Consider the following 21,760-nt stretch of genomic DNA (forward strand, 5'->3'; position numbering starts at 1 on the left):
TAATAATCACCCATACTGGCCGTTTCTATCTGAGATCCAATTAGGAAACAAAGCCCATCCTTGCCACTGTATTTCTCACCTATGTTTTTAACTTCAATGTCAAATACCAACTCTTGTTCAGAGCCAGAACCAAGAATCGTTAGCGCATTTAATTGATTGGAAAAGCGGGTGTAGGACAGCCCAAAACCAAACTCAAATTGGACAGCTTTAGGATTGAAAGTTTCAAAATACCGATACCCGACATAGATATCTTCTTGGTACAGATTACGCTCTTTATTTCCGAAGCTAGCGCTGGAAGGATAATCAGATAAAGAGTGCGCAATAGTGTCGGTCAAACGTCCACTCGGGCTAACATCACCTGATAAAACATCAGCTAAAGCATGCCCACCTTCCATACCTGCGGCCCAACTATACAGAACAGCCTTAATCGCAGCAGAACCTTTAAGTGAACTTGTCCATGACATATCGATTATGTTGGTCACGTTCAGTATCACAATGACATCATCAAAATATTCTGTCACTTTCTCCAACATTTGTATTTCTAGCGCGGTTAAATTGTAACTGCCTTGCTGCTGTGCATTATCTTGATCTTCACCCGCCGTTCGACCGATAAAAATAACGGCTTTGTTAGATTTGGCGGCGGCATCCATCGCAACAGAAGTTGAAAGAGGCATTTCATCTTGAAACCAAGGTTCAGTTGCCCAACCACCACCGCCGTCATTGAACGGGTTGTCCTTGATCCAACGTTGGTATACCTCCACCAAACTGAGATTAAGATTGATGTTTGGATTCTCATACAAGCCCTGTAATGCATTAACGGAATAAGGGACATTCACAGCTCCACCAGATCCAGTGCCACTTCGGTAGGTATCAATCTGACAGCGACCAAAAAGAGACACCGTATCACTAGCCTGCAATGGCAATATTGAATCACTATTTTTTAGTAGCACAATGCCCTCAGTAGCCGCTTGTCGACTTATGGGTGCAAGCTGCTTCTGTGCTTCGAGAATTTCCACAGTATTCATTTAAAGTCCTACTATTTTTTTACTTAGAGCAAAAATTTGACCTCTCGCTCTAAAAGTTAATATTGTCTTTGTTCAAAAAATAGTAATCTTAACCACGGCGTGTAACTACCAAATAAGCGACAGAAATAGGTAAAATAGCGACATGAAAACCAAGTTTAGACTCCAAAGTCATCAGAGATATCCTCAGATAAAATTTGCCTATGTCGATGGTCATCACGATTTCGACTTTGACGTACATAGCCATGACTTTTCTGAACTTTTCTTAGTTGTGAGTGGTAGTGGAAAGCATACGGTAGCTAGCCACACTTACCCTTTAAGTACAGGAGATGTATTTGTTATTAATGGGGATATTGAACATGGATTTTGTGAAGTAAATAAACTGAAGATTGTAAACTTGATGTTTGATACGGCATTGCCTTTTTTTGAGGTCCCTTCAATGCGTCAAATGCCAGGTTATCAAGCGCTTTTCAAGGTAGAACCAATTGCTCGACAAGCATCTGAATATCAAGCAAAGCTTACGTTATCACTTTCTCAGTTGAAACGAATCAATGGACTTCTACAACAAATCAAATCGGAATACGACAACGCAGAACAGGGGTTTGAAATCATATTGACGAGCACAATGCAGCAACTTGCGATAGAACTTGCTCGGCGATATCAAGAACAGACCCATAGCTTACCAAAAACAACCCTGGCATTGAGCCGTGCTCTCGCACATATTGACCGTCATTACAAAGAAGTAGGATTAGATACAGAAACCATTGCGCAAGCGGCCTATATCAGCAAGCGGCAACTAGAAAGGTTATTCAGGCAGTTTTTAAATACATCCCCAAACCAATACGTCAAAGACCTTCAAATTCGACACTCGGCATCCTTATTATTAAACGACAACAAAAGCATCCAACACATTGCTGAGTCTTGCGGCTTTTCTGACAGCAACTATTTCTCCAAATGTTTTAAGGCCCAAAATGGATGCAGCCCTCGCGAATTTAGAAAGCAACATTCTTCCCATAACTCATAACCCTTTCCCCCTTTCCCCCTTAAGCCTTAAAAGATTAGATATGTCACACATAAAAAAACCGCTCCTTTCGAAGCGGTCGATGAGTATCTTTGGCAAGAACACATTTGAAACGAAACTCAAATATGGAAGACTCATAGCAATAAAAATGAAACTCTTTGTGCTGCTAGGAAAGAGCTCAACTATTGCAATAAATAGGATATCGAGAACCTTGCCCGCCCTAAAGGCAAGGCCGTCATACCACTCCCCCGGTATGCTCGATATCACTTAAGACCCGAAGGTAAAAAATTCTACCACCACATGTCAGCTTGAATACCTACAACAAAGTCGCCCTCTTTACCCGTACCATCTTGCATTTCACCATCAAGGTAAGATGCCATGAAGCGAATTTCTGGAGATGGACCGAAGCCAGAGTGCACAACTAGAGTCGGTGCTACTGTTAGCTTGTAATCATAAGAATTCTTTGACTCACCATTACGGTCTTCGTAGTTGTACATGTAACCAGCTTCGGTAGCGATAAAGAAGTTTTCTGAAATTGGGAACGTTGGTCGCACCATTGCTGATACCCAGCCGTCTGTGTCACCATTGTCAAAATCGTTGTACTGGGTTTGAAGAGAGTGGAAAATATTCACACCATTTTCAAAAAAGTACCCACCCCATGCTAAAGCACGTAGCGATACATCGTTTTCATCAACAGCCTTCAAACAAGACGTACCACAGCCCGTGCCTGTCGTTAACCAACTTTGATAGTCGCTACCAGGCTTGTACGTGTTGTAAGTCGTAAGAGTACCGCCTAAAAGGTTACCTGAACCTAAGCCTTTACCAGCCTGCGCGATGTATTTTGTAAAACCTTTATCTGACAACCCAAAGACAGACTCAGTGTGAACAATTGCCGTCATTTCATAGCCATTCTCAGCGAATGCTTCTGGGCCATTACCAAAACCTAAATCGACCATATTGTCTGGCATATACTTAGCCATAGCGTGAAGCTCAACACTGCCAAAGTTCACGCCAGCATGAAGTGCATGCATGATGTTGTTGCTGTCACCCCAGAAACTTGTATCGCCAGAGTCATCGCTTGCAATATAAGCAAAGTCCCACTTATTACCACCTAGCTCAACACCTTCAATACCAACACCAGTACCTGACATATCCGTGTAGAAAAAGTCGGTCATAAAGATGTAATTATCTTTACCATAAAAGCGCTTACCACCCCATACAACACCGGTTTCAGATACACCTTCAAACTCGACAAAAGTTTCTGCCATACCAATTTCGCTGTTGGTTGCATCGGCATTGGCACCAAGTTGGTTGGTTGCATATTCCGCATTGTTGGCTGCTGCTCGTGTTTTGATTCGAATTTTCTGACCACCGTCATTCTCAAAATTTTTCTGCAGTGCAACTTCAAAGTGGCTATCCGACTCAACACCCAATCGACCTAAACGCTCTTTAGATGCTGGGAACTTTGCTCGTTTAAAATCATCATTTTCACTGAATAGAACACCAGCACGGAAATAACCGTGAAATTCAAATCCATCCGATTTTTCGGCATGTACAGCAGGTGCAGTAGACAAGCCAGCTGTAGCGACTAAACAAGCAAAGGTAAGCTTAGAAAGTTTCATAATAACTCCATGTTCCAAATTATACTTTCACAAAGAAAGCGCTTTCTTTATTTTTCTTAAAAAAACCAATCGAACAGATTTAAAGAAGATCAAATCTAAGCCCACATTCACTATGCACTCTTAACCTTATTGGCTTTAACCGCTCAGTTGGTATGGAAAGAGTATAAATCGATCTCGTGAATATAAACCGTGATCAACCCCACCAAAGAAAGCGCTTTCTTATGCGTAAGTCACAAAAATAGAGATGTTAAGTATTTTGTTTGAACAATCATGGAACCAAGTAAAATATCACTGTTCACATATTAAGGACGAATTGCTCCGTTCAAACACTCAGAACCTGTTTCGAATGACACCGTCGGTTGTCTTCCTCAAATAATCGTCGAAATAAAAAAGGGAACATACATTGTATGTTCCCTTTATATTCAGAATTTTATTCAAACCCTTTTGTTAAAACGCTTACTTTTCAAATCGAATATTGTCTAGTTTAAAACGCATTTCTCCTTGAGGCTCAAACACTAAAAGGTTAGTGATCATTTTTGGATCAGCTTGATTCCCACCAGCAAAACGGTTGTCTCTCTTTAAAATGTCAGCGATTGGAATACGTACCGTCTTCCATTCATTCATTGCTGATAACGGCACGGTATAGTCACTTGTTTTCGGCCAGCCGCTGTCCATCTTAACCAATAGTTCAACCCCATCAGCCATACTCTCAACTTTCAAATCAAAGACCAGTTCACCCGTTTCTTGCCAATGTGTCACATCTGTTACAGGAGAACGAAAATAGATATTTCCTGATCCTTCTTTCTTATTCACTTGTAGCACTGTTCCACGATCTGGTTCGGTCACTTCTTGATAGTCAACAATATCCAATGGATCATAGCTTGCATAAGCCAAGCTTGCGTTAAGAGTTTCGGTAAAAATCTCCAACGTTGGTCCATCAGCATAACTATCATCGGTTGCTAAGATCTCTGGAGCTTCGTGCCCTATCACTTGTATTGCATGTTCAGAGCGACTTGCACACCCTTTTCCTTTCCAACGATCAACCTTACAACGGTATACCTTGACCGAATCAACTAGCATTGTTTTCGGAAACAAACCTTCGTCGATGCCTTTATCATTTGCGTTCGCTGACCACGCCCCACCGACAGCCAAGTTCAATAACAAATGAAACTTTTCATCAAACGGAGCTGCTCCACTCGCATTAATGAGTTTCCCTTCTTCCGCTTCATATTGGCTGTACCAGCCCTCTTGAGTTTGAGTCGCGTAATGAATATTGTCTACATACCAACGAATTTCACCTTCTTCCCACTCAATCGCGTATGTATGGAAGCCCTCAGTAGGGTTCACACCATTTGGCAATGTCGCGGCTTGCCCTTTATAAACATTGTCTGGCCAATTTCGTCCGTAATGTAACGTCCCGTAGATGCGGCTCTCTAGATCATCATTTTTCGCTCCCGCCGCATCTGAAAGTGTGTTTAGGTTAACCGCTTCCATAATATCGATTTCGCCAGAAGCAGCCCATGTACCATATTTATTGTCGGTTGGCAGCATCCAAATTGCGGGCCATGAACCTTGTCCACCAGGTAACTTTGCTTTGATTTCATAACGGCCATATTTGGTGTCACGCTTGTCTTTTGTGCTCAGTCTCGCAGAAGTATAAGGGAGTGTTTTAGTTGCTCCGCCAATCGTACCTTCGGCATTGTCAGGCCCAGTATGACTTTGCTTCAGCGCGACAATGTGTAAAAAGCCATCTTTAACAAATGCGTTATTAGAATCATCCGTGTAGCACTGTTGTTCATTGTTCCCTCCTCCCCAACAGTTCACTTCTAATGACCAATTACGTTTATTTAATTGCTCGCCTTCAAACTGGTCTTCCCACACCAATTGCCAGTCTGGACTTAAAGTAACTGGAGCATGGGATAGCACGATCGGTTTTTCAGTTTGAGCTAAGTCAGCACTTTCGGATACCGGCAGCTCTATCACCGTGCAGCCAGACATCAAAGCGGCAGAAATAAAAGACGTTAATATCTTTACCTGATTGGTTAGATCTTGCATTACAACTCCTTGTATCACGACTTTCTAAGCAGGCGACACGTAATATCGGAGCCCATAACAGAAAGTCGATAAATGAATAACTCCGCGAGCATGGACCCAATATGCCATGCACGACTGTTTCAAAATGAGTATATAAAAGTGCATAGTTCAAAAAAGAGACAATGCTCACTTTAAGAAAGCGCTTTCTTGTTTAATTTCACATTTTGCTAAAATTCGTTGTGGTTTGTGTAGATTCCCAAGAGTTTTTATGACCTGATTATCAGCATAACACCCTAGAACCCCTTTGTTCTCAGGCTTCTATTTTTTATAGCTTACAACGAAGTTCAGAAAAACAGATTCACTTTCACCACAACACAAAGAAAGCGCTTGCTTGATATTTAGTCGAGTATATGGAAATATTCGTGACCTTACTTTGCATGCTTAACCTTCAAATTTAGCGTTAAGCAGTTCAGAGTTTTTAAATATTAATCATTGGATTACTAGGCTCTTATTGATCACGAAGGTAATATAGCTTAGTTCACTCCTTGTAGAGATAAGGCCACTACCATTGATCACCATTAAAGAAGTATCTGAACTTGCTCAAGTTTCTCAATCCACCGTCTCACGAGCATTAAATGGTCACCCTACGGTAAAGGAAGCCAATCGCGAAAAAGTATTTAAAGCTATTGAGCAACTGGGCTACAAGCCTAATGCGTTTGCACAAGCTCTAGCCTCCAGTCGTTCAAATAGCATTGGCATGCTAGTTGGTTCGCTTGATGGGCCTTTCTATGGACCATTAATGCATACAGCTGAAGATACCGTTCGCCAAAATAATATTCACTTAATCGTTACAAGTGGCCAGGAATCACGAACCAAAGAGCTCGATTCTATCCAGTTTTTGCAATCTAAACTTGTGGATGGCCTCATTGTTCACTCAGACAAGCTCAGTGATGACGAACTGATCAAAATAGCGAAAGACAGTGAAACAATGATTGTTCTCAACCGTTTTATTCCTGAGATTTCTGATCGCTGTATTTACATTGATAATGAGCTTGGTGGCTACCTTGCAACGAAGCACTTACTTGAGAACGGCCATAAAAAAGTCGCTTGTATCACAGGCCAGTTGAGTAAAGTTGATAGTAGAGATCGCTTTCAAGGGTATCGAAATGCCTTGCTAGAGTTCGGTATCGAATACGACGCAGGGCTGTTTGTAGAGGGGCGCTTTGATCATCAAGGTAACCATGAAGCTGCGCGACGCTTGTTAGACCGAGACCCTGAGATCACCGCGATTTTCTGTCAAAATGACAACATAGCGCTTGCTGTATATGACGTAGCAGCAGAGAGAAACCTCATTATTGGGCGAGACCTTTCGGTCGTAGGCTTCGATAACGATACTCACAGCCAGCATATTCGTCCTCGCTTATCGACGGTCGATTTTCCTGTCCATGAAATGGGAGAAGAAGCTGCAAAAGGTGTTTTATCGTTAATTAATAAACGCGACTACCCATTGAAACACAAACTAACACCGACATTGATTGTGAGAGAGTCCGTGGCTAAGCTTTGATTTTTGTATATCAAACACCCTATTTTTTACACTTAAAAGAAAGGCTCTAAGTATTCACTTAGAGCCTTTTTATTTCACTTCAAATTAGAATTAGAGTAACTGGTGCTTTGAGAACACGACAACGACTTTCTCAATGAGACCACTACGAGAAAAGAGCTGTGAAGCCATTTCATGATTTAGCGTTAACGATGCAAATGCCTCACTTGTTCCGTCTTTAAACTGAACTTCAATACCCTGTGTTGGCTCATCATTGAGTTGGTAAATAAATGGTACCTGACAGTAAGTAAAAGCCAGTTGCCCAGCCTGAACAATAAAGCTCTGCATTTGTCCTTCAATATTTTGGCAGTCAAAAGTCGCCGCTTTTTGTAAGAACTCTTTAGGACTAAGAAGTGAAGGGTTAATTACAATTGTTCCATCAACGACCTCTAGACCTAGCTCGCCAAAACGGGTAATCACTTCTTCCTTAACTTGTCCTGTCATCCCTGGCTGCTGTGCTCCAGAGTGCTTTGGCGTATGAGAATACGGATCCGTCGGAAACGCACCGTAGTTTTCCGGCGTTTTGTTGAAACCAATACCAGCTCTCACTTTGTAATAGTAATCCGCTAATTTAAGAGTTTCCTGGCTATTAGAATCCATACTCCAAGCATGCTGATAGTTTTCTTGCACAGCTAGCAGCAACTTAGAAACCATATGCCAATAGATACAACCTAAACCTTCATAACCAAACATGGTTCCCGAACGCCCAGTAAAGGCTTTATGGTTGAATACACGCTCATACAAACTAGATACATGACAAAATTCATCATCACTAATTGACGGGTAATCGGCTTTAATTTCATCAATCGCAGCCTGAAGGAAACCTTTGTTTTCAAAACTTGAATTGAAGTGGTAAGAACCTTTGCTGTCTTGGTTTACTAATCGGTTATCTTTGGCAACAACCATCATGCTTAACAATTTGCTCTGATCAATGTCTTTAGCGTCTAAACAGTTTTTATCCATAAAAGAAGCCAGCTCACGGTCAGGGTAAAGCATGAAGCTGTTTTGATCAGCACGATACATGTCACTGGCAAACAATTTATCCAACAACTCAACCGCTTGTTTAGGTGATAATAGACCCGAACTTAATACTGCAACTTGCCCTTCTAGCATCGGGTAAAGCTCTTCAACCATTAAGCTCTCACCAGAACAACTCAAGATGTTATACGCATTGTACAAACCATCTTCACGCAAGTTGTTTGTAATCGTAGAATCTAGGACTTTTAAGCTCGCGCCCATCAATTGAACAATCGCTTCTTTCTCAACTTTCGTTTTCCCTGAGAATCCATTTACTCGGTACACGCGCTCACGATAATTAGCAGCGGATTTAGCCAGCTTAGTCAGCATTGCTTTACGAGTTTGACGAGTTACCGTATCTTGACGAATCTCTGTATTTGCCTCTGAAACGATCTGTGTAACAGAAGACATCCACTCAAACACTTCTTTGGAAATACTGTATGAAGATGGTGACTTCTCTAACAAACGCAGCATAAAGGCAACATAGCGACGCATGTAGTACAAGGTTACCATTGAGAGGCCGTTGCCAACGATAGCGTTGTTTGCATCATTCCATTCTGGACGTTGTGTATTGAGCCAAATACCACCATCAAGCACTAAGTTACTCAATTTCGCCAACAAAGGGACGAGTATCTTCTCCATTAAGTTGACCATATAAACTTCTTGGTCACCCGTCATCAACAAGCGACCGTCACTGCCTAAGCTCTTGACACGTTGCTCTGTCAATTCCTGCAGAACTTGGTTGAACTCTACGGTATCTTTAGGGTTGTCAAAGAGACCTTGAACTCCACAAAGCTCGTAAGGCACATTGGCATAACTAAAAATGTCACTTTCTAGTAATTCGATAAGGTCGCCTTGCTCAAATTTGTCTGCCAACTCAAGGAATTTTAATAGATAGATGATTTGATGATCGCCCCAGTAACCAATATTACTCCAAGGATCATCCGCCTCTAACAGTTCCCAATCTACACCATCTTTAGTAATTCGATACGGATTGTAGCCATCTACCGTTGAAGCATTAACAAACTTAGAGATGAATGATTTGATGAACCCTGGATAACTAAGAGCCATCGCTTCCCAGTTTTGGAAAATATCACGCCAGTTGCCTTGATAAGAAAGTAAGCGTTCGCCATTTTCATCTTTGAGCTTAATCTCATAGTGGTTCCAAGGGCGACTAGGGTCACCATGACGACGTCCAAAAGTAAGCGGTAGATACTCGTAGCTCAATCGAACTAATTGAGAATCTCCTGTCGCTTTAGCGCGCGAAACTAATTCGGAATGGCTGAAAACATCCCCTAACTGATCAAAAAAGTCTTGATGGCGGCCTGCTACCTGAGAGTTGGCCTTTTCCATAGTTTTAACTACGTCAGCCTTTTCTAACATATAGCCGTTTTCAAACACGCCACCACGCATGTTATTGAACAACACATTGGCATAATGGTGAACGCTGGTATTTTCTTCGGCTGTTATTTGCCACGCATCCGCACCAGACATTAATGTGATTAATTCATTTTGATTATCTGCAATGCTCTTTTCTAAAGCTAGTGCTAGGTTAGCAGGAACAGAGAGCTCAGATTGAAGCTGACAGATATCGGAATGAGTCTTGTCTATATCAGCGACAATCGACCAAACTTTGGTTTGATGTGCTCGCAGCGTCAGAGACTTATGAACTAAATAACTTCCTCTAATCCCTTTCGTTAAAGGTTCACTTTTAACCGCTCGACCTTTTCTGAACGCATTAACTTGAGCACTCGTCAATAAAATTTGGCTGCTTTCCGTTTCTAAGCTGAAGACTGTCGTCGCTAGCAAAGATTCAGCAGGGTCGGCTCTATCACTCAATTTCGCATACATGCTGAACAGAGCCAATGAACTACCATCAACTTGTTCATTCCACTTGTACGCATCAACTAATGCACTTCTTGTTTGAAGAGCTGATAACGGAGCACCTGAAGGAAGTATATTTTGTAAGCCATCTAGTGCTTCGACTTTACGCTCGAAGCTCGCTAGATTGGTCAGTTTTGAACGACGAATAAATCCGTATTTTTCACTCGTATTCCAGCTGTATTGGAACTGTAGTTGCAAAGTATGGTTTATCTCTTCAAATACGATTTTGTCTCCAATCGTATTTTTATAAAGATTGCGTTCAACATCAAAAATACCATCATGGAATGTATTAAACGGTTCCCAAAGTACAACCTTGTCGCCATGTTCAATACGGAAGATGGATTTTGAGCCGGTGTTTTCCGCATTTTCATGAATATGGTCAACAGACTTGTAAGGAAAAAGCGCATTTTCCGGACGAATGCGTCCAGCTGAAAGGCTGCCTGTTGATGAAATAAATAACCAGTGATCGCTCGACGATACAACGCTAATAAAGAATGGCGTCATTTGGTCAACATTAGAGATTTGGTAGTAACGCTCACCATCTAAATCAACGAACTTGCCATCGACCTCTGGTGTTAAGTTGTAGTCTTGTTTCATATCAAAATTCCAAAAATTCTTACACTTAAATTTTGAAAGCGCTTTCTTTTGCGTTTCAAAAAGGATTTAAAGTTTACAGATGATGACAACGAGCAAAATGCTCTTCTGCAATTTGAGTCGGTTCTGGTATTGATTGCGTGCAAAGTTTGTCAGCTTTCATACAACGGCTTGCGAACGGGCAACCTACGCTACTTGGCTTCCAAGAAGGGATATCGCCTTTTTTCACGTTCATGTCACGCTTGCCCGATTTACCGACTTCTGGCACAGCTGACAACAACAACTGAGAATACGGATGTTGCGGGTTCTGAGTGACGTTGTCGCTATTGCCCCATTCGACCATATGTCCTACATACATCACCGCCGTTTTCTCAGCAAAATAACGCGCCGTCGCAATGTCATGAGTGATGTACATGAACGAAATACCATGCTTATCTTTCAAGTCAGCCATTAGGTTTAGGATTCCTAATCGCACAGACACATCAAGCATAGAGATAGGTTCATCAGCTAGGATAACTTCCGGGCTAACAGCAATTGCACGTGCAATTGCGACACGCTGTCGTTGTCCACCACTTAGTTCATGCGGGTACTTCTCTGCGGTCTCTTTAACTGGTGTTAGCCCAACCATTTCAAGCAATTCATAAACAAGGTTCGGAATCGCTTCTTTTTCTGCTCGTTTATGGATAAGTAAAGGTCGCGCAATATGGTGGTAAATCGTGTGTACAGGATTCAGCGAGCCAAACGGGTCTTGAAAAATCATTTGCACTTGGCGTGCATATTCAAGCTCACCATATTTTTCAATATAGTCAGACAGAGGCTCACCTTTGAATTCGATATCTCCAGCCGTCTTATCGTAAATTCGGGTAAGAATTCGAGCTCCTGTGCTTTTCCCTGAGCCAGATTCACCAACAATCGCTAATGCTTCTCCTTTACGTAGATCAAATGAAACATCATTTACGGCTCGCATCATATTGCTTTTGACTGACTGGCCAAGTGGGAAATCTTTTACCAAATTCTTAACTGATAAGATAACTTCGCTTTTATCAACGTTCTTTAAAGTATTCATAATCTTTCGCTCAAACTAGGTGACAAGATACGTGATGCCCGGTCGCAATAGCGCCCAAACGAGGCTCACTTTTAATGCACATTGAAATGCATTCGCCACATCGCTCTTGGAAGTTACATCCTTGAGGTGTATCCAAAAGGTTGACAGGATTCCCAGGGATCCCGTAGAGACGTTCTTTTGGCCCATGAATAGTCGGAAATGAAGAGATAAGCCCTTTTGTATAAGGATGCTTAGGTTCACTAAATACCGTTTTCGCATCACCTAATTCGATAAGGTTACCCGCATACATCACGCCAATTCGATCAGCAATTTCGCCCATTAGGCTTAAGTCGTGACTAATAAACAGAATAGAGAATCCAAACTTACTCTTCAGCTCATACAGTTCATTCAAGATTTCACGTTCGACCACCACATCAAGTGCCGTTGTTGGCTCATCCATGATGATCAATTTAGGTTCCAGCGCCAAAGCAATAGCAATAACAACTCGCTGACGCATCCCTCCACTCAGTTGATGAGGAAAGCTCGACATTCTATCGCCATGAATCCCAACAGTTCCTAACAGCTCGACCGCACGATCGTGAGCCTGTTTATAAGGTATTTTTTTGTGCGCTAGAATAACGTCCGTTAGCTGCTCACCGATGGTAATAACGGGATTAAGTGAATTCATTGCGCTTTGAAAAACAATAGAAACGTCATTCCAACGGAAGTCACGTAGCTGCTTGTTATTCATCTTTAAAACATCCTGCCCTTTGTAGAGTATTTCACCCTCAGAGATAAGCGCTGGTGCTTTATGTAAGCGTGATATAGCAAAAGCCAATGTACTTTTACCGCAACCAGATTCACCGGCAATACCGAGCGTTTCACCGGGCGCAATGGAAATACTAACGTCATTAACGGCTCTTGCTACGCCATTAGGAGAAACGTAATCAACACACAGGTTATTAATTTCTAATAGATTGCTCATTATAGGCCTCGGCGTTTATCTGCTTCTTTTTTAAGTTTGTGCCACAGTTTGATGTGTGGGCCCGTACGTAATTTAGGGTTGCTCACTTGGTCAATAGACATGTTAATCAATGCGAGTCCACCACCAGTAATCGCTAACGCTAGTGCAGGCACCAGCATTTCCCACCATGCACCGGTATATAACGATGAAGAGGTCTGTGCCCAATACAACATAGAGCCCCAACTCACCTCTGTTGCATCACCTAAACCTAAAATACCTAGACCAGCTTCGGAGCCCATTGCGTAGATAACCGTGCCTAGGAAGCCACCAAAAACAATCGAAACTAAGTTTGGTAAGATCTCGACTAAAATAATGCGGATTTTTGACTCCCCCATCACCTCGGCAGAAATGATGAACTCTTTGCTTCTAATTGCCATGGTCTGTGCACGAATCACCCTAGCCCCCCAAGGCCAGGAGGTTATTCCTAACAACACGGTAATAACCAGCGAACCGACCTGCCCTAAGAATGCGGCGAGAACAATCAGCAAGGGTAATTGTGGAAACACAAGAAATACGTTAGTAATGAAGTTCAAGCGTTCATCGACTTTTCCACCAAAGTAACCAGATGAAACCCCAACTAGCACTGCTATTGTCATGGCTATTACGCCCGCAGAGATCGCAACAGTAAGCGACTTTCTTGCTCCAAATAGAACCTGGCTATATACATCACGTCCGCTACGAGTCGTGCCCATAATATGCTCAGAGCTTGGTGCAACATGTGGACGTGCTACGCGCTTTTCTGGGTTATGAGTCGATAATACAGGTGCAAATAACGCCCCGGCTAAGACAATCGTAAGTAAAAAAGTACCTATAATGGCCGGGGGGTTACCGTAGAAAAATGCGTAAGCTTTACCGAGAGTTTTCTTTACGTTTTTCCACGACCATTTTGGCTCACGTACTGGCATATTCGGCTGGTTAGCGGTTTTTTGAGTGTCCATTAAATTATCCATCATGCGCCTCAATTCGAGATTCTAGGGTCAAGCCAGACATATAGGAGGTCGGCAATAAAGTTAGCGGTTAGTACCGCTGTCACCAAGATAAGAAGAATGGCTTGGATAAGTGGGTAATCACGAGCAACGATGCCTTTAAGAAGGATGTTCCCCAAGCCTTGGTAGTTAAAAACCACTTCGGTCATGATTGAACCTGCGAATGAGAATCCGATTGCCATTGCAATAGCGGTCGCAACAGGAAGGATGGCATTTCGACCAGCATAGCGAGACATAACACGATAACTACTCAAGCCTTTGGCCTCTGCCATCGTTACGTAATCCTCACCCAACACGTTGATCATCGCATTACGCATATTGAAGACCCATGTTGCGATACCAACCAAGACCATTGAGCCCATAGGCAACACAGCGTGTTTGGCCACACTGGAAATAAACTCCCATGTAAAACCTGGCTCTAACGATGGGTCATAGGTGTATGCCAAAGGCAATAGTTCAAGTTTTAAACCGAAGAAATAGAACAACAGTAACGCGGTCACGATGTACGGGAAATTACTAATAAATGCCAAAACTGGCGGAACAATTTGTCCAAATAGCCCTTCACGTCGATACGATGCATACGTACCAATACTGACACCAATGATGAGAGCGACAATCAACGAACCAAGCGCGAGAAACATAGTCCACGGCAGTGCCATAGCAAGGACATCTGAGACACTTACAGGAAACATAAGTACTGATGGCCCCAAATCCAGAGTAAATACGCTTTTCATATAAGCGAAGTACTGTTCGAAAACATTGCCATCAACAAAACCGTACATTTCTCGAACAGCATCCATTTGAGCAGGATCCATTCGACCTTGAGCTGCAGCGAAAAGAGCATCAACAGGATCACCTGGCATTAGGCGAGGCAACATGAAATTAAACGAGATAGCGATTAAGAAAGCGGTAAAATAGAAGCCAAATCGGCGAATTAAAAACGACATAAAAATCTTTTAACCTAGGGGCTACAACCTAAGCTGTAGCCCTCTCAAAAATAACTTACTTAAGGTGTAGATTGTTGAGAATAATTACTCTCTTACCACCGTCGTACCATACTGGCTGTACGTATGGGTCTTTTTCACTTGGCCAACCAACAATACGTTTAGTACTGTATTGGAACCAAGTTGGGTTAGAAAATAGAGGGATAAAGGGAAGGTTTTCAGCGGTAAACTCCTGAAGTTCACTCAACACTTTCTCTTGCTGCTCTGCATCACCAATTTTGCCGAAGCTGTCGATCAATGCGTCGATTTCTGGTGAATTAACACCGTGACCAGCATGCCAAGTTTTTCCGATTCGAGACGTTGAGAAGTACTCTTGGTACGCCAAGATTGGATTTGTCGCTACCATTGACCAGTTAATTGACATGGTATATTTGCTTTCTTTCAAATTGCTGTCATATACCGCCCAATCCACGGTCTTAACGTTTGCTTTCACACCCACTTCTTCAAAGTATTCAGATACCATCTGAACCACTTGGATCCAGTCGGTCCAACCGTTTACAACCTCAATATCAAACTCAACCGTTTCCCCGTTTGCTTTGTCGCGGAATCCATCACCGTTTTTGTCAACTAAGCCCGCTTCATCAAGTAAAGCGTTTGCTCTTTCAACATCGTACTTAGTTAGATAGCCATATTTCTTAGATATATTTTTATCAATGTGCGTTTCGTATAGCTCACCGATGCCACCAGCATTGAAGTTTGCAGTCGGATAACCGTAGGCAGCAATATCAACGATGGTTTCACGATCAAGTGCCATAGAAAGTGCTTGTCGTACTCTTAGGTCATCAAATGGCGCTTCTTTGGTATTTACGTAAAGGTGGATCGCATCATTCGCTGGATACCAAAAATGGTTATTTTCTTTATCCATATCGACAAATGTTGACTCAACGTCAGCAATAAAATTTGAACCCCAATCAATCTCACCTTTGATTAAGGCAGGTTGGATCTGAGAGTTGTCATTGTAAGAACGGAAGTTGATGCAATCTAAATAAGGTCTATTTTCTAAATAGTAATTTGGGTTTCGGCACAGCTCCATCTGTTGCGGTTTAATGTATTTAACCGTCGTCATTGGGCCACTACCTACCGGGTTAAGGTTGGTAAACGTTGTCAGCTCTTCAACTTTCGACCAAATATACTTTGGTACAATATGGTAGCGCTCTAAGTTCCAAGCAAATGTAGAATCCGCTTCCGTCAGCTCAAACACGACAGTTCGCGCGTCAATAGATTTGATTTCTTTTAAGTTACCTGAAGACCAAATACCTTTCTGGTCAAAAGCTGGTGCCTCTTTAGTCAACATAAAGCTAAAAACAACGTCGTCTGCAGTTAACTTTGAACCATCAGACCACTTCAAATTCTCTCGTAACTTAAGCGTCAATGTTTTCAGGTCAGTTGAATACTCAACCGACTCAGCCAGGCGATAATCAACATCACCTGTCATGTTGTTGAATACGACCAATGGCTCAAACATTACCCCATGCAGTAAGTCTTTAGTTGTATAAGGGTTAAAGTTTTCAACAAAGCCAGTATTGATAATTGGCACCGTTAGTGTACCACCCAGCTTAACTTCATCTGCTTGTACAGAGGCTCCGAATAAAGCTCCAATGGCGAGCGAAGCAATCAATGTCTTTTTGTGCATCACGTTGTCCTTTTAATGATAATAACCAGAAAGAAAGCACTTTCTTTTAACTTTAAAAAAAGGGGGTGTTTTCGTATTCACTATCGGCTACTTGCATCAAGAAACCGCTTTCTTTAGGTGGATAATAAGCCGATAGAATGATTCTTCAACTTACATTTCGGTGAAACGAACCATAGATCACAAATTTAGAATAGATTGAGAATAGAAATACACAACAGTGCCATTCGTCACATTAATTGTTTACTAACACGAAAAATAAATTAAAAACAATAAGTTAAAATCCACCAATGGTACTCCATCGTCTTCCCTAATCATCGAATCTCTCACCCATCAATAAACTTATGTGCTTTCTTTAAAATAGCCTTTCCATCACGATTCTCAACATTCATAAACTGTATCTATATATGGTTCTCTCAAAAACAAAAGAAAGCGCTTTCTTGAGTGCCGAACCTATGTCAGCATACCAGTCATGAAATGTAAGTTACCCCTTAGGACAACTATGTTTAACTTTTGGAATGGCAATAAATCAGGTAAAAGACAGCACTATGAGTTGGAGCTAATTCATAGCTTGTTGAATTGGGATCCGAACGAACCTATTGTCGTTCACAGCGATAATACTGACTTTCCAAGGGCTGAGGATGAAGGAAATATATTCCGCAAGAATTATGATGTACTCGTCACGGTGGCGGGAAACCGTAAATTTGCGGATAAGCCTACAATCAAACTCAACTCTCCAATTTGTAAAGGCTTACTAGGGCACCGTATCCTAATAATTAGGGAACAAGATCAACCCACATTCCATAATATCAACAGCAATAAACTGAAATCACTTATCGCTGGAATTCCTGCCACATGGGCTGATGCTGAGCTGTTTAGAGCAAATGGATATCGAGTACTAGAGCAAGGAACGTTACCAGAGACTCTTAAACTTCTCTCAGATAAAAAATGTGATTATGTGTCACTCGGTGCCAATGAAGTAGAAAGCATATACCAAGAACACACCAATTCTCTGAATGGGTTAGTCATAGAAAAAAGTATTGTGCTTTATTACCCTCTTCCACTGGTCTTCTATGTCCACCCAGACAAAGCACAACTAGCTCAATTACTGGATGACAAACTGCAAGAACACATGCTCAGCGGTAAGTTTGATTCACTATTTAACCAACATTTTGGGGACGTAGTGAGATCCATTGGATTAGAACATCGTAAAGCTATTAACCTGGTAAATAAGGAGCTACCGCCAGAGCTAAGATCATTTAAGTCTCAATTCATCTCGTGATTATAAATAGAAGAAACTTAAAACCATGCACCTAGATTTACAACATTAGGAGCATCCTATTTATGCTCCTAATGTCGCTATCATCAAGCCATAGGCAAGATAGCTAACGGCTTGCTTTTACATATAGCGATGGATACTTAAGTCATCAGTTTTAATATCACTGGCAGAGCCACTGACCACGCTTGCCAAGATCTTTCCTGAGCCACATGCCATTGTCCAACCTAATGTTCCATGGCCTGTATTGGTAAATAGATTCTTGATAGGCGTTTCGCCGATTATAGGCGTACCATCTGGTGTCATTGGCCTTAACCCTGTCCAGTATTCTGCCTTAGAGAAATCCCCCGCCTGTGGGAAAAGATCTTTTATCACCATATCAATCGTGGCTTTGCGTTTTTCTGGAATCAGGTAGTTGAAACCTGCAAGTTCTGCCGTCCCTGCAATGCGAATACGATCATCAAATCGCGTCATCGCTACCTTGTAGGTTTCATCCATAACAGTCGAGGTTGGTGACTTATCTGCATTCACGATCGGTAGTGTTAGTGAATAACCTTTAACTGGATAAACCGGGATCGACAAGTCGACTTGTCTCAACAGACCTCGAGAATAACTGCCTGATGCAACTACGTAAGCGTCCGCTTTGAATACACCTTGAGTCGTTGTAATACTCTCGATGTTTTGATTCTGATGATTCAAACTTACCACTTCAGTATCAAACACGAACCTAACACCAAGTTGCTTGGCCTTCTCAGTCAGCGCTAAACAGAACTGATGACAATCACCGGTTTCATCATGAGGTAAATATAAGCCGCCCACCAGTTTGTCTTTAACGTCCGCTAAACCCGACTCCACTGATAGACACTGTTCAACATCAAACAGCGAGTGTTTGATTCCACTCTCTGTTAATAGCTTCATATCCTGCTGAATCGCATCGAGTTGCTTCTCGCTTCGGAATACTTGCAAGGTGCCTTTCTGCCTGCCCTCATAAGCCAAATCTTCACTGGTTCTTAGATGAGTGAGACACTCTCGACTGAAGTTTGCCACTCTTAACATGCGTGACTTATTCACGGCGTACTTGGCTTCATTACAGTTGGCCAGCATCTTACTCGCCCAAGTAACTAATTCCGGAGAAAGTGACGGTTTCACTTTTAACGGAGCGTGCTCTTGGGTAAGCCATTTCATTGCTTTCAACGGAATCCCAGGCGCCGCCCATGGTGAAGAATAGCCGTAAGAAATCTGCCCTGCATTCGCAAAGCTGGTTTCCTTGCCACTACTATCTTGACGATCAATAACCGTCACCGAGTGGCCCTCTTTCGCCAGATACCAAGCACTGGTCAAGCCAATAACACCGCTGCCAATCACAATTACTTCCATTCTCTTCCCCTAATGTCCGACAAGGCCAAAATCTGCCGAACACAGCTGTCAGTCTAAAACTCGTTTCGTTAATGATTTGTAACTTATTCCGCACATGTTGACTTAACAATAGAGATGGTGTTGATAAAATGTCAATTCTACTTAAAAACTAATTCGGCAGTTTGAAACTGTGATATTGGCGGTATTTGGGAGCTTAGGAGGCGTCGCTAAATAAATCGATTAAGCCTAGATATTGTAAGCGTCATGACTCAAGAAAGTAGCATTTTCAAGTAAGAAATCTAACAAGGTTTCGGCCTGTAGCGTGAGAGCGCGACCTTTCAAAGATTGAACTTTCACCGTCGCCTTCGATAGCATCTCCAACTCGGTCGCAACCACTTCAATCTGTCCTGACTTGATCTCATCGATCACAGTGAGCTTAGGCATAAAAGTTACGCCTAATCCAGCTGAAACAAAGTTAGTCAGTGCGGTCACCGAATTGGTTTGAAGCTTTGGCTGCAAGGTAAGGTGGGAGATTTGTTCGGCCTGCTTTACCAGCCTCCCCATACCGGTCGAGTTATCGATCAAGGCGAGAGAAGCATCTTGAATATCTTGCATGACCACAGGCGCTTCTTTCATCGTAAGAAAGTGCCCCTTCGGAGCAATCAATTCGAGCGGATGACTGCGTTCAACGTGGGAGTATAGTTTAGGGTGAGGTGCAGACGCATAGGTGATCGCGAAATCGATTTGTTGATCTTCCAACATCTTGACTGCATCCAATGCACCAGCAATCTCAATAGAAAGGTTGATATCAGGGTATCGAGCCATGAAGGTTTGCATAGGCTTTGACACCAAGTTGGTAATAAATCCTTCACCGATGGCAATACTGACATTGCCGCCCTTGAGGTTTTTCAACTTAGTTAGACGAGCCAGTACCGCCGTTTCACTACGAACAATAGAACGGTAGTAATTCAACAGTTCGTTGCCCGCCTCAGTCAGCAGTGATTGACGATTGTTGCGTTCCCATACTTTGATTTCCGCTTGCGCTTCAAGCTGTGTCAACATTCTACTCATTGCCGCGGGGTCAACATTCATCATCTTAGATGCCTTACGTAACGACCCATATTTCGATAAAGCATTAAGGTATTCCAGCGCGCGGATATTAAAGTGGTGCATTCAACTTCCTTGTGATTTAACTAACACTTAATCAAGCGTCTCACAAATTGAGCAGCAACATGTATCCCAATTTATCAAGATCGTAATTGCTCTTACTAACTTGTGCACCGAGTCACTTCAAGACATCACATCAAAGGCTGATATAGGTGTTTTAGCTTGCTGTCGATAAAACAAAGGCGACAACTTTCGTCATCGCCTTTATGGTCATGAATCAGGTGCTAGTCTCAAGCAGTTAACAACCCGTCACTTCACTTACAGACCAACAAAGAAACTAATCACTAGCGCGTTGATCAGATCGACAAAGAAACCACACACTAATGGCACCACAATAAATGCTTGTGGGCTTGCGCCATAGCGGTGAGTTACGGCTGTCATGTTAACAATTGCTGTCGCAGTCGAGCCTAAAGTGATACCACCGAAGCCTGAGCATATCACCACAGAGTCGTAGTTTCGTCCCATCAAGTAATAAACGACGAATATCGTAAACAGAAGTGAAAGCAAGATCTGGATACTCATGACCACAGAGATATAGCCAAACAACCCATCAAGATCCCAGATACGCAGTCCCATCAAGGCCATGGTCAAGAACATACCCAAACAGATGTCAGAGATCATCGCTAAGCCTTTGCGGCCTTGAGCGATTTTCTCTTGTGTACGACGCTTCTTAAACAGTGCGCGACCGACGTTTCCGATTAAGATACCTGCGATCAAACAGCTAACGAATAACGGCAGTTTCAACCCCATTGAGTCAATAACTTCACTTAAGCTATAACCCAGCATAAGTGTCAGGTTTAGAATCAACCATGCCCACAGAACGCCATAGTGGCTTAGCTCTGTTTTTGTCTCACTCTCTTGGTATGCACCAACCGTCACCTCTTCTTCATTAGAAGGGCTCACTTTGTGTTTATTGAGTAGGTAGTTGGCAATCGGACCACCAATCACACACGCTGCAATCAAACCAACCGTGTTGGAAGCCACACCGAGCTCTAGCGCGTTAGCAATACCAAACTCTTCCACAAACATTGGCGCCCACGCTAGTGTCGTACCAACACCGCCAATTAGACTGATAGATCCTGACAACAAACCCGCTTTCGCGTCCATACCAAAACCCGACGCGACAGCCATGCCAACAACGTTTTGAAGGACAATAAAAGTCGAAGCGAGACAAAGCAGGATAAACAACGGCCGCCCGCCCTTAACTAAAGTCTTAATATCCGCTTGAAGTCCAATACCAGCAAAAAAGTAAAGCAGCAAAAAGTCTCTGACATCTAGACTAAAGGTGATTTGGATTTCAAAAATATAGTAAAGCGCTGCTACGGTCGCTGCGCAGACAAAGCCACCAATCACAGGCTCTGGCAGTGAATACTTTCTTAATACTTCAGATCGCTCAATCAAACCTTTACCGATAAACAGTAACGAAATCGCGATCGTAAAAGAGAGCATTGGAGAAACTAGGGTTTCTGTCATGGGAC

15 protein-coding genes are annotated in these 21,760 nt (G+C 42.5%); 3 read left to right on the top strand and 12 right to left on the bottom strand.

All coding sequences use genetic code 11. The features are described 5' to 3' along the window. Window positions 1-1,025 (bottom strand): glycoside hydrolase family 3 protein (locus tag ACED45_RS03715; protein ID WP_371713331.1); only part of this gene is annotated, 1,025 nt, incomplete at its 3' end. 142 nt (window positions 1,026-1,167) lie between these two features. Between ACED45_RS03715 and ACED45_RS03720 the strand changes: the two genes are divergently transcribed. Then, entirely contained in the window at window positions 1,168-2,046 is an 879-nt protein-coding gene (locus ACED45_RS03720) for a helix-turn-helix domain-containing protein (RefSeq protein WP_048664698.1), read from the top strand. A gap of 287 nt (window positions 2,047-2,333) precedes the next feature. Here the strand turns inward: ACED45_RS03720 and ACED45_RS03725 are convergent, their stop codons facing one another. Continuing rightward, on the bottom strand, window positions 2,334-3,665 hold the full coding sequence (locus tag ACED45_RS03725; protein WP_371713332.1) for a carbohydrate porin: 1,332 nt from the start codon (window positions 3,663-3,665) through the stop codon (window positions 2,334-2,336). 456 nt (window positions 3,666-4,121) lie between these two features. After that, window positions 4,122-5,720 carry a glycoside hydrolase family 16 protein gene (locus ACED45_RS03730; RefSeq protein ID WP_371713333.1) on the bottom strand — a complete coding sequence of 533 codons (1,599 nt, stop codon included), beginning with the start codon at window positions 5,718-5,720 and terminating at the stop codon, window positions 4,122-4,124. A 547-nt stretch (window positions 5,721-6,267) separates the two neighbouring features. Here ACED45_RS03730 and ACED45_RS03735 point away from each other — a divergent pair. Next, entirely contained in the window at window positions 6,268-7,263 is a 996-nt protein-coding gene (locus ACED45_RS03735; protein WP_019821076.1) for a LacI family DNA-binding transcriptional regulator, read from the top strand. 90 nt (window positions 7,264-7,353) lie between these two features. On the opposite strand, the gene ACED45_RS03740 is transcribed toward ACED45_RS03735, so the two are convergent. The 6 genes from ACED45_RS03740 to ACED45_RS03765 all read right to left on the bottom strand — a co-directional run bounded on the left by ACED45_RS03740 (window position 7,354) and on the right by ACED45_RS03765 (window position 16,486). After that, the gene (locus ACED45_RS03740) at window positions 7,354-10,797 is read right to left on the bottom strand and encodes a hypothetical protein (RefSeq protein ID WP_146492162.1); all 3,444 of its coding nucleotides are present in this window, start codon (window positions 10,795-10,797) and stop codon (window positions 7,354-7,356) included. Window positions 10,798-10,870: 73 nt separating this feature from the next. Beyond that, window positions 10,871-11,860, bottom strand: a complete 990-nt coding sequence (locus tag ACED45_RS03745; RefSeq protein WP_017071889.1) for an ABC transporter ATP-binding protein — start codon at window positions 11,858-11,860, stop codon at window positions 10,871-10,873. A gap of 10 nt (window positions 11,861-11,870) precedes the next feature. Next, complete coding sequence (locus ACED45_RS03750; protein WP_019821072.1) at window positions 11,871-12,824, bottom strand: ABC transporter ATP-binding protein; 954 nt, start codon at window positions 12,822-12,824, stop codon at window positions 11,871-11,873. Further along, window positions 12,824-13,801, bottom strand: coding sequence for an ABC transporter permease (locus tag ACED45_RS03755; protein ID WP_019821070.1), 978 nt, complete (start codon window positions 13,799-13,801; stop codon window positions 12,824-12,826). The genes ACED45_RS03750 and ACED45_RS03755 overlap by 1 nt, the downstream gene beginning before the upstream one ends. Before the next feature lie 20 nt (window positions 13,802-13,821). Continuing rightward, complete coding sequence (locus ACED45_RS03760; RefSeq protein WP_017071753.1) at window positions 13,822-14,796, bottom strand: ABC transporter permease; 975 nt, start codon at window positions 14,794-14,796, stop codon at window positions 13,822-13,824. Between the two features lie 55 nt (window positions 14,797-14,851). Then, entirely contained in the window at window positions 14,852-16,486 is a 1,635-nt protein-coding gene (locus tag ACED45_RS03765) for an ABC transporter substrate-binding protein (RefSeq protein WP_371713334.1), read from the bottom strand. 499 nt (window positions 16,487-16,985) lie between these two features. On the opposite strand from ACED45_RS03765, the gene ACED45_RS03770 reads away from it, so the two are divergent. After that, window positions 16,986-17,765, top strand: a complete 780-nt coding sequence (locus ACED45_RS03770) for an amino acid ABC transporter substrate-binding protein (RefSeq protein ID WP_146492163.1) — start codon at window positions 16,986-16,988, stop codon at window positions 17,763-17,765. A 117-nt stretch (window positions 17,766-17,882) separates the two neighbouring features. Here the strand turns inward: ACED45_RS03770 and ACED45_RS03775 are convergent, their stop codons facing one another. The 3 genes from ACED45_RS03775 to gltS all read right to left on the bottom strand — a co-directional run bounded on the left by ACED45_RS03775 (window position 17,883) and on the right by gltS (window position 21,755). Then, the gene (locus ACED45_RS03775) at window positions 17,883-19,136 is read right to left on the bottom strand and encodes a D-amino acid dehydrogenase (RefSeq protein ID WP_371713335.1); all 1,254 of its coding nucleotides are present in this window, start codon (window positions 19,134-19,136) and stop codon (window positions 17,883-17,885) included. 225 nt (window positions 19,137-19,361) lie between these two features. Further along, complete coding sequence (locus tag ACED45_RS03780; protein WP_371713336.1) at window positions 19,362-20,288, bottom strand: LysR family transcriptional regulator; 927 nt, start codon at window positions 20,286-20,288, stop codon at window positions 19,362-19,364. A 252-nt stretch (window positions 20,289-20,540) separates the two neighbouring features. Continuing rightward, window positions 20,541-21,755 carry a sodium/glutamate symporter gene (gene gltS / locus ACED45_RS03785; RefSeq protein WP_146492166.1) on the bottom strand — a complete coding sequence of 405 codons (1,215 nt, stop codon included), beginning with the start codon at window positions 21,753-21,755 and terminating at the stop codon, window positions 20,541-20,543. Window positions 21,756-21,760: the final 5 nt, after the last annotated feature.

This window comes from Vibrio crassostreae, from assembly GCF_041439375.1.
GTDB lineage: Bacteria > Pseudomonadota > Gammaproteobacteria > Enterobacterales > Vibrionaceae > Vibrio > Vibrio crassostreae_D.

Coding starts and splice junctions, on each gene's coding strand:
- ACED45_RS03720 (WP_048664698.1), top strand. CDS start 1,168: ATGAAAACCAAGTTTAGACTCCAAAGTCATCAGAGATATCCTCAGATA.
- ACED45_RS03725 (WP_371713332.1), bottom strand. CDS start 3,665: ATGAAACTTTCTAAGCTTACCTTTGCTTGTTTAGTCGCTACAGCTGGC.
- ACED45_RS03730 (WP_371713333.1), bottom strand. CDS start 5,720: ATGCAAGATCTAACCAATCAGGTAAAGATATTAACGTCTTTTATTTCT.
- ACED45_RS03740 (WP_146492162.1), bottom strand. CDS start 10,797: ATGAAACAAGACTACAACTTAACACCAGAGGTCGATGGCAAGTTCGTT.
- ACED45_RS03745 (WP_017071889.1), bottom strand. CDS start 11,860: ATGAATACTTTAAAGAACGTTGATAAAAGCGAAGTTATCTTATCAGTT.
- ACED45_RS03750 (WP_019821072.1), bottom strand. CDS start 12,824: ATGAGCAATCTATTAGAAATTAATAACCTGTGTGTTGATTACGTTTCT.
- ACED45_RS03755 (WP_019821070.1), bottom strand. CDS start 13,801: ATGGACACTCAAAAAACCGCTAACCAGCCGAATATGCCAGTACGTGAG.
- ACED45_RS03760 (WP_017071753.1), bottom strand. CDS start 14,796: ATGTCGTTTTTAATTCGCCGATTTGGCTTCTATTTTACCGCTTTCTTA.
- ACED45_RS03765 (WP_371713334.1), bottom strand. CDS start 16,486: ATGCACAAAAAGACATTGATTGCTTCGCTCGCCATTGGAGCTTTATTC.
- ACED45_RS03770 (WP_146492163.1), top strand. CDS start 16,986: ATGTTTAACTTTTGGAATGGCAATAAATCAGGTAAAAGACAGCACTAT.
- ACED45_RS03775 (WP_371713335.1), bottom strand. CDS start 19,136: ATGGAAGTAATTGTGATTGGCAGCGGTGTTATTGGCTTGACCAGTGCT.
- ACED45_RS03780 (WP_371713336.1), bottom strand. CDS start 20,288: ATGCACCACTTTAATATCCGCGCGCTGGAATACCTTAATGCTTTATCG.
- gltS (WP_146492166.1), bottom strand. CDS start 21,755: ATGACAGAAACCCTAGTTTCTCCAATGCTCTCTTTTACGATCGCGATT.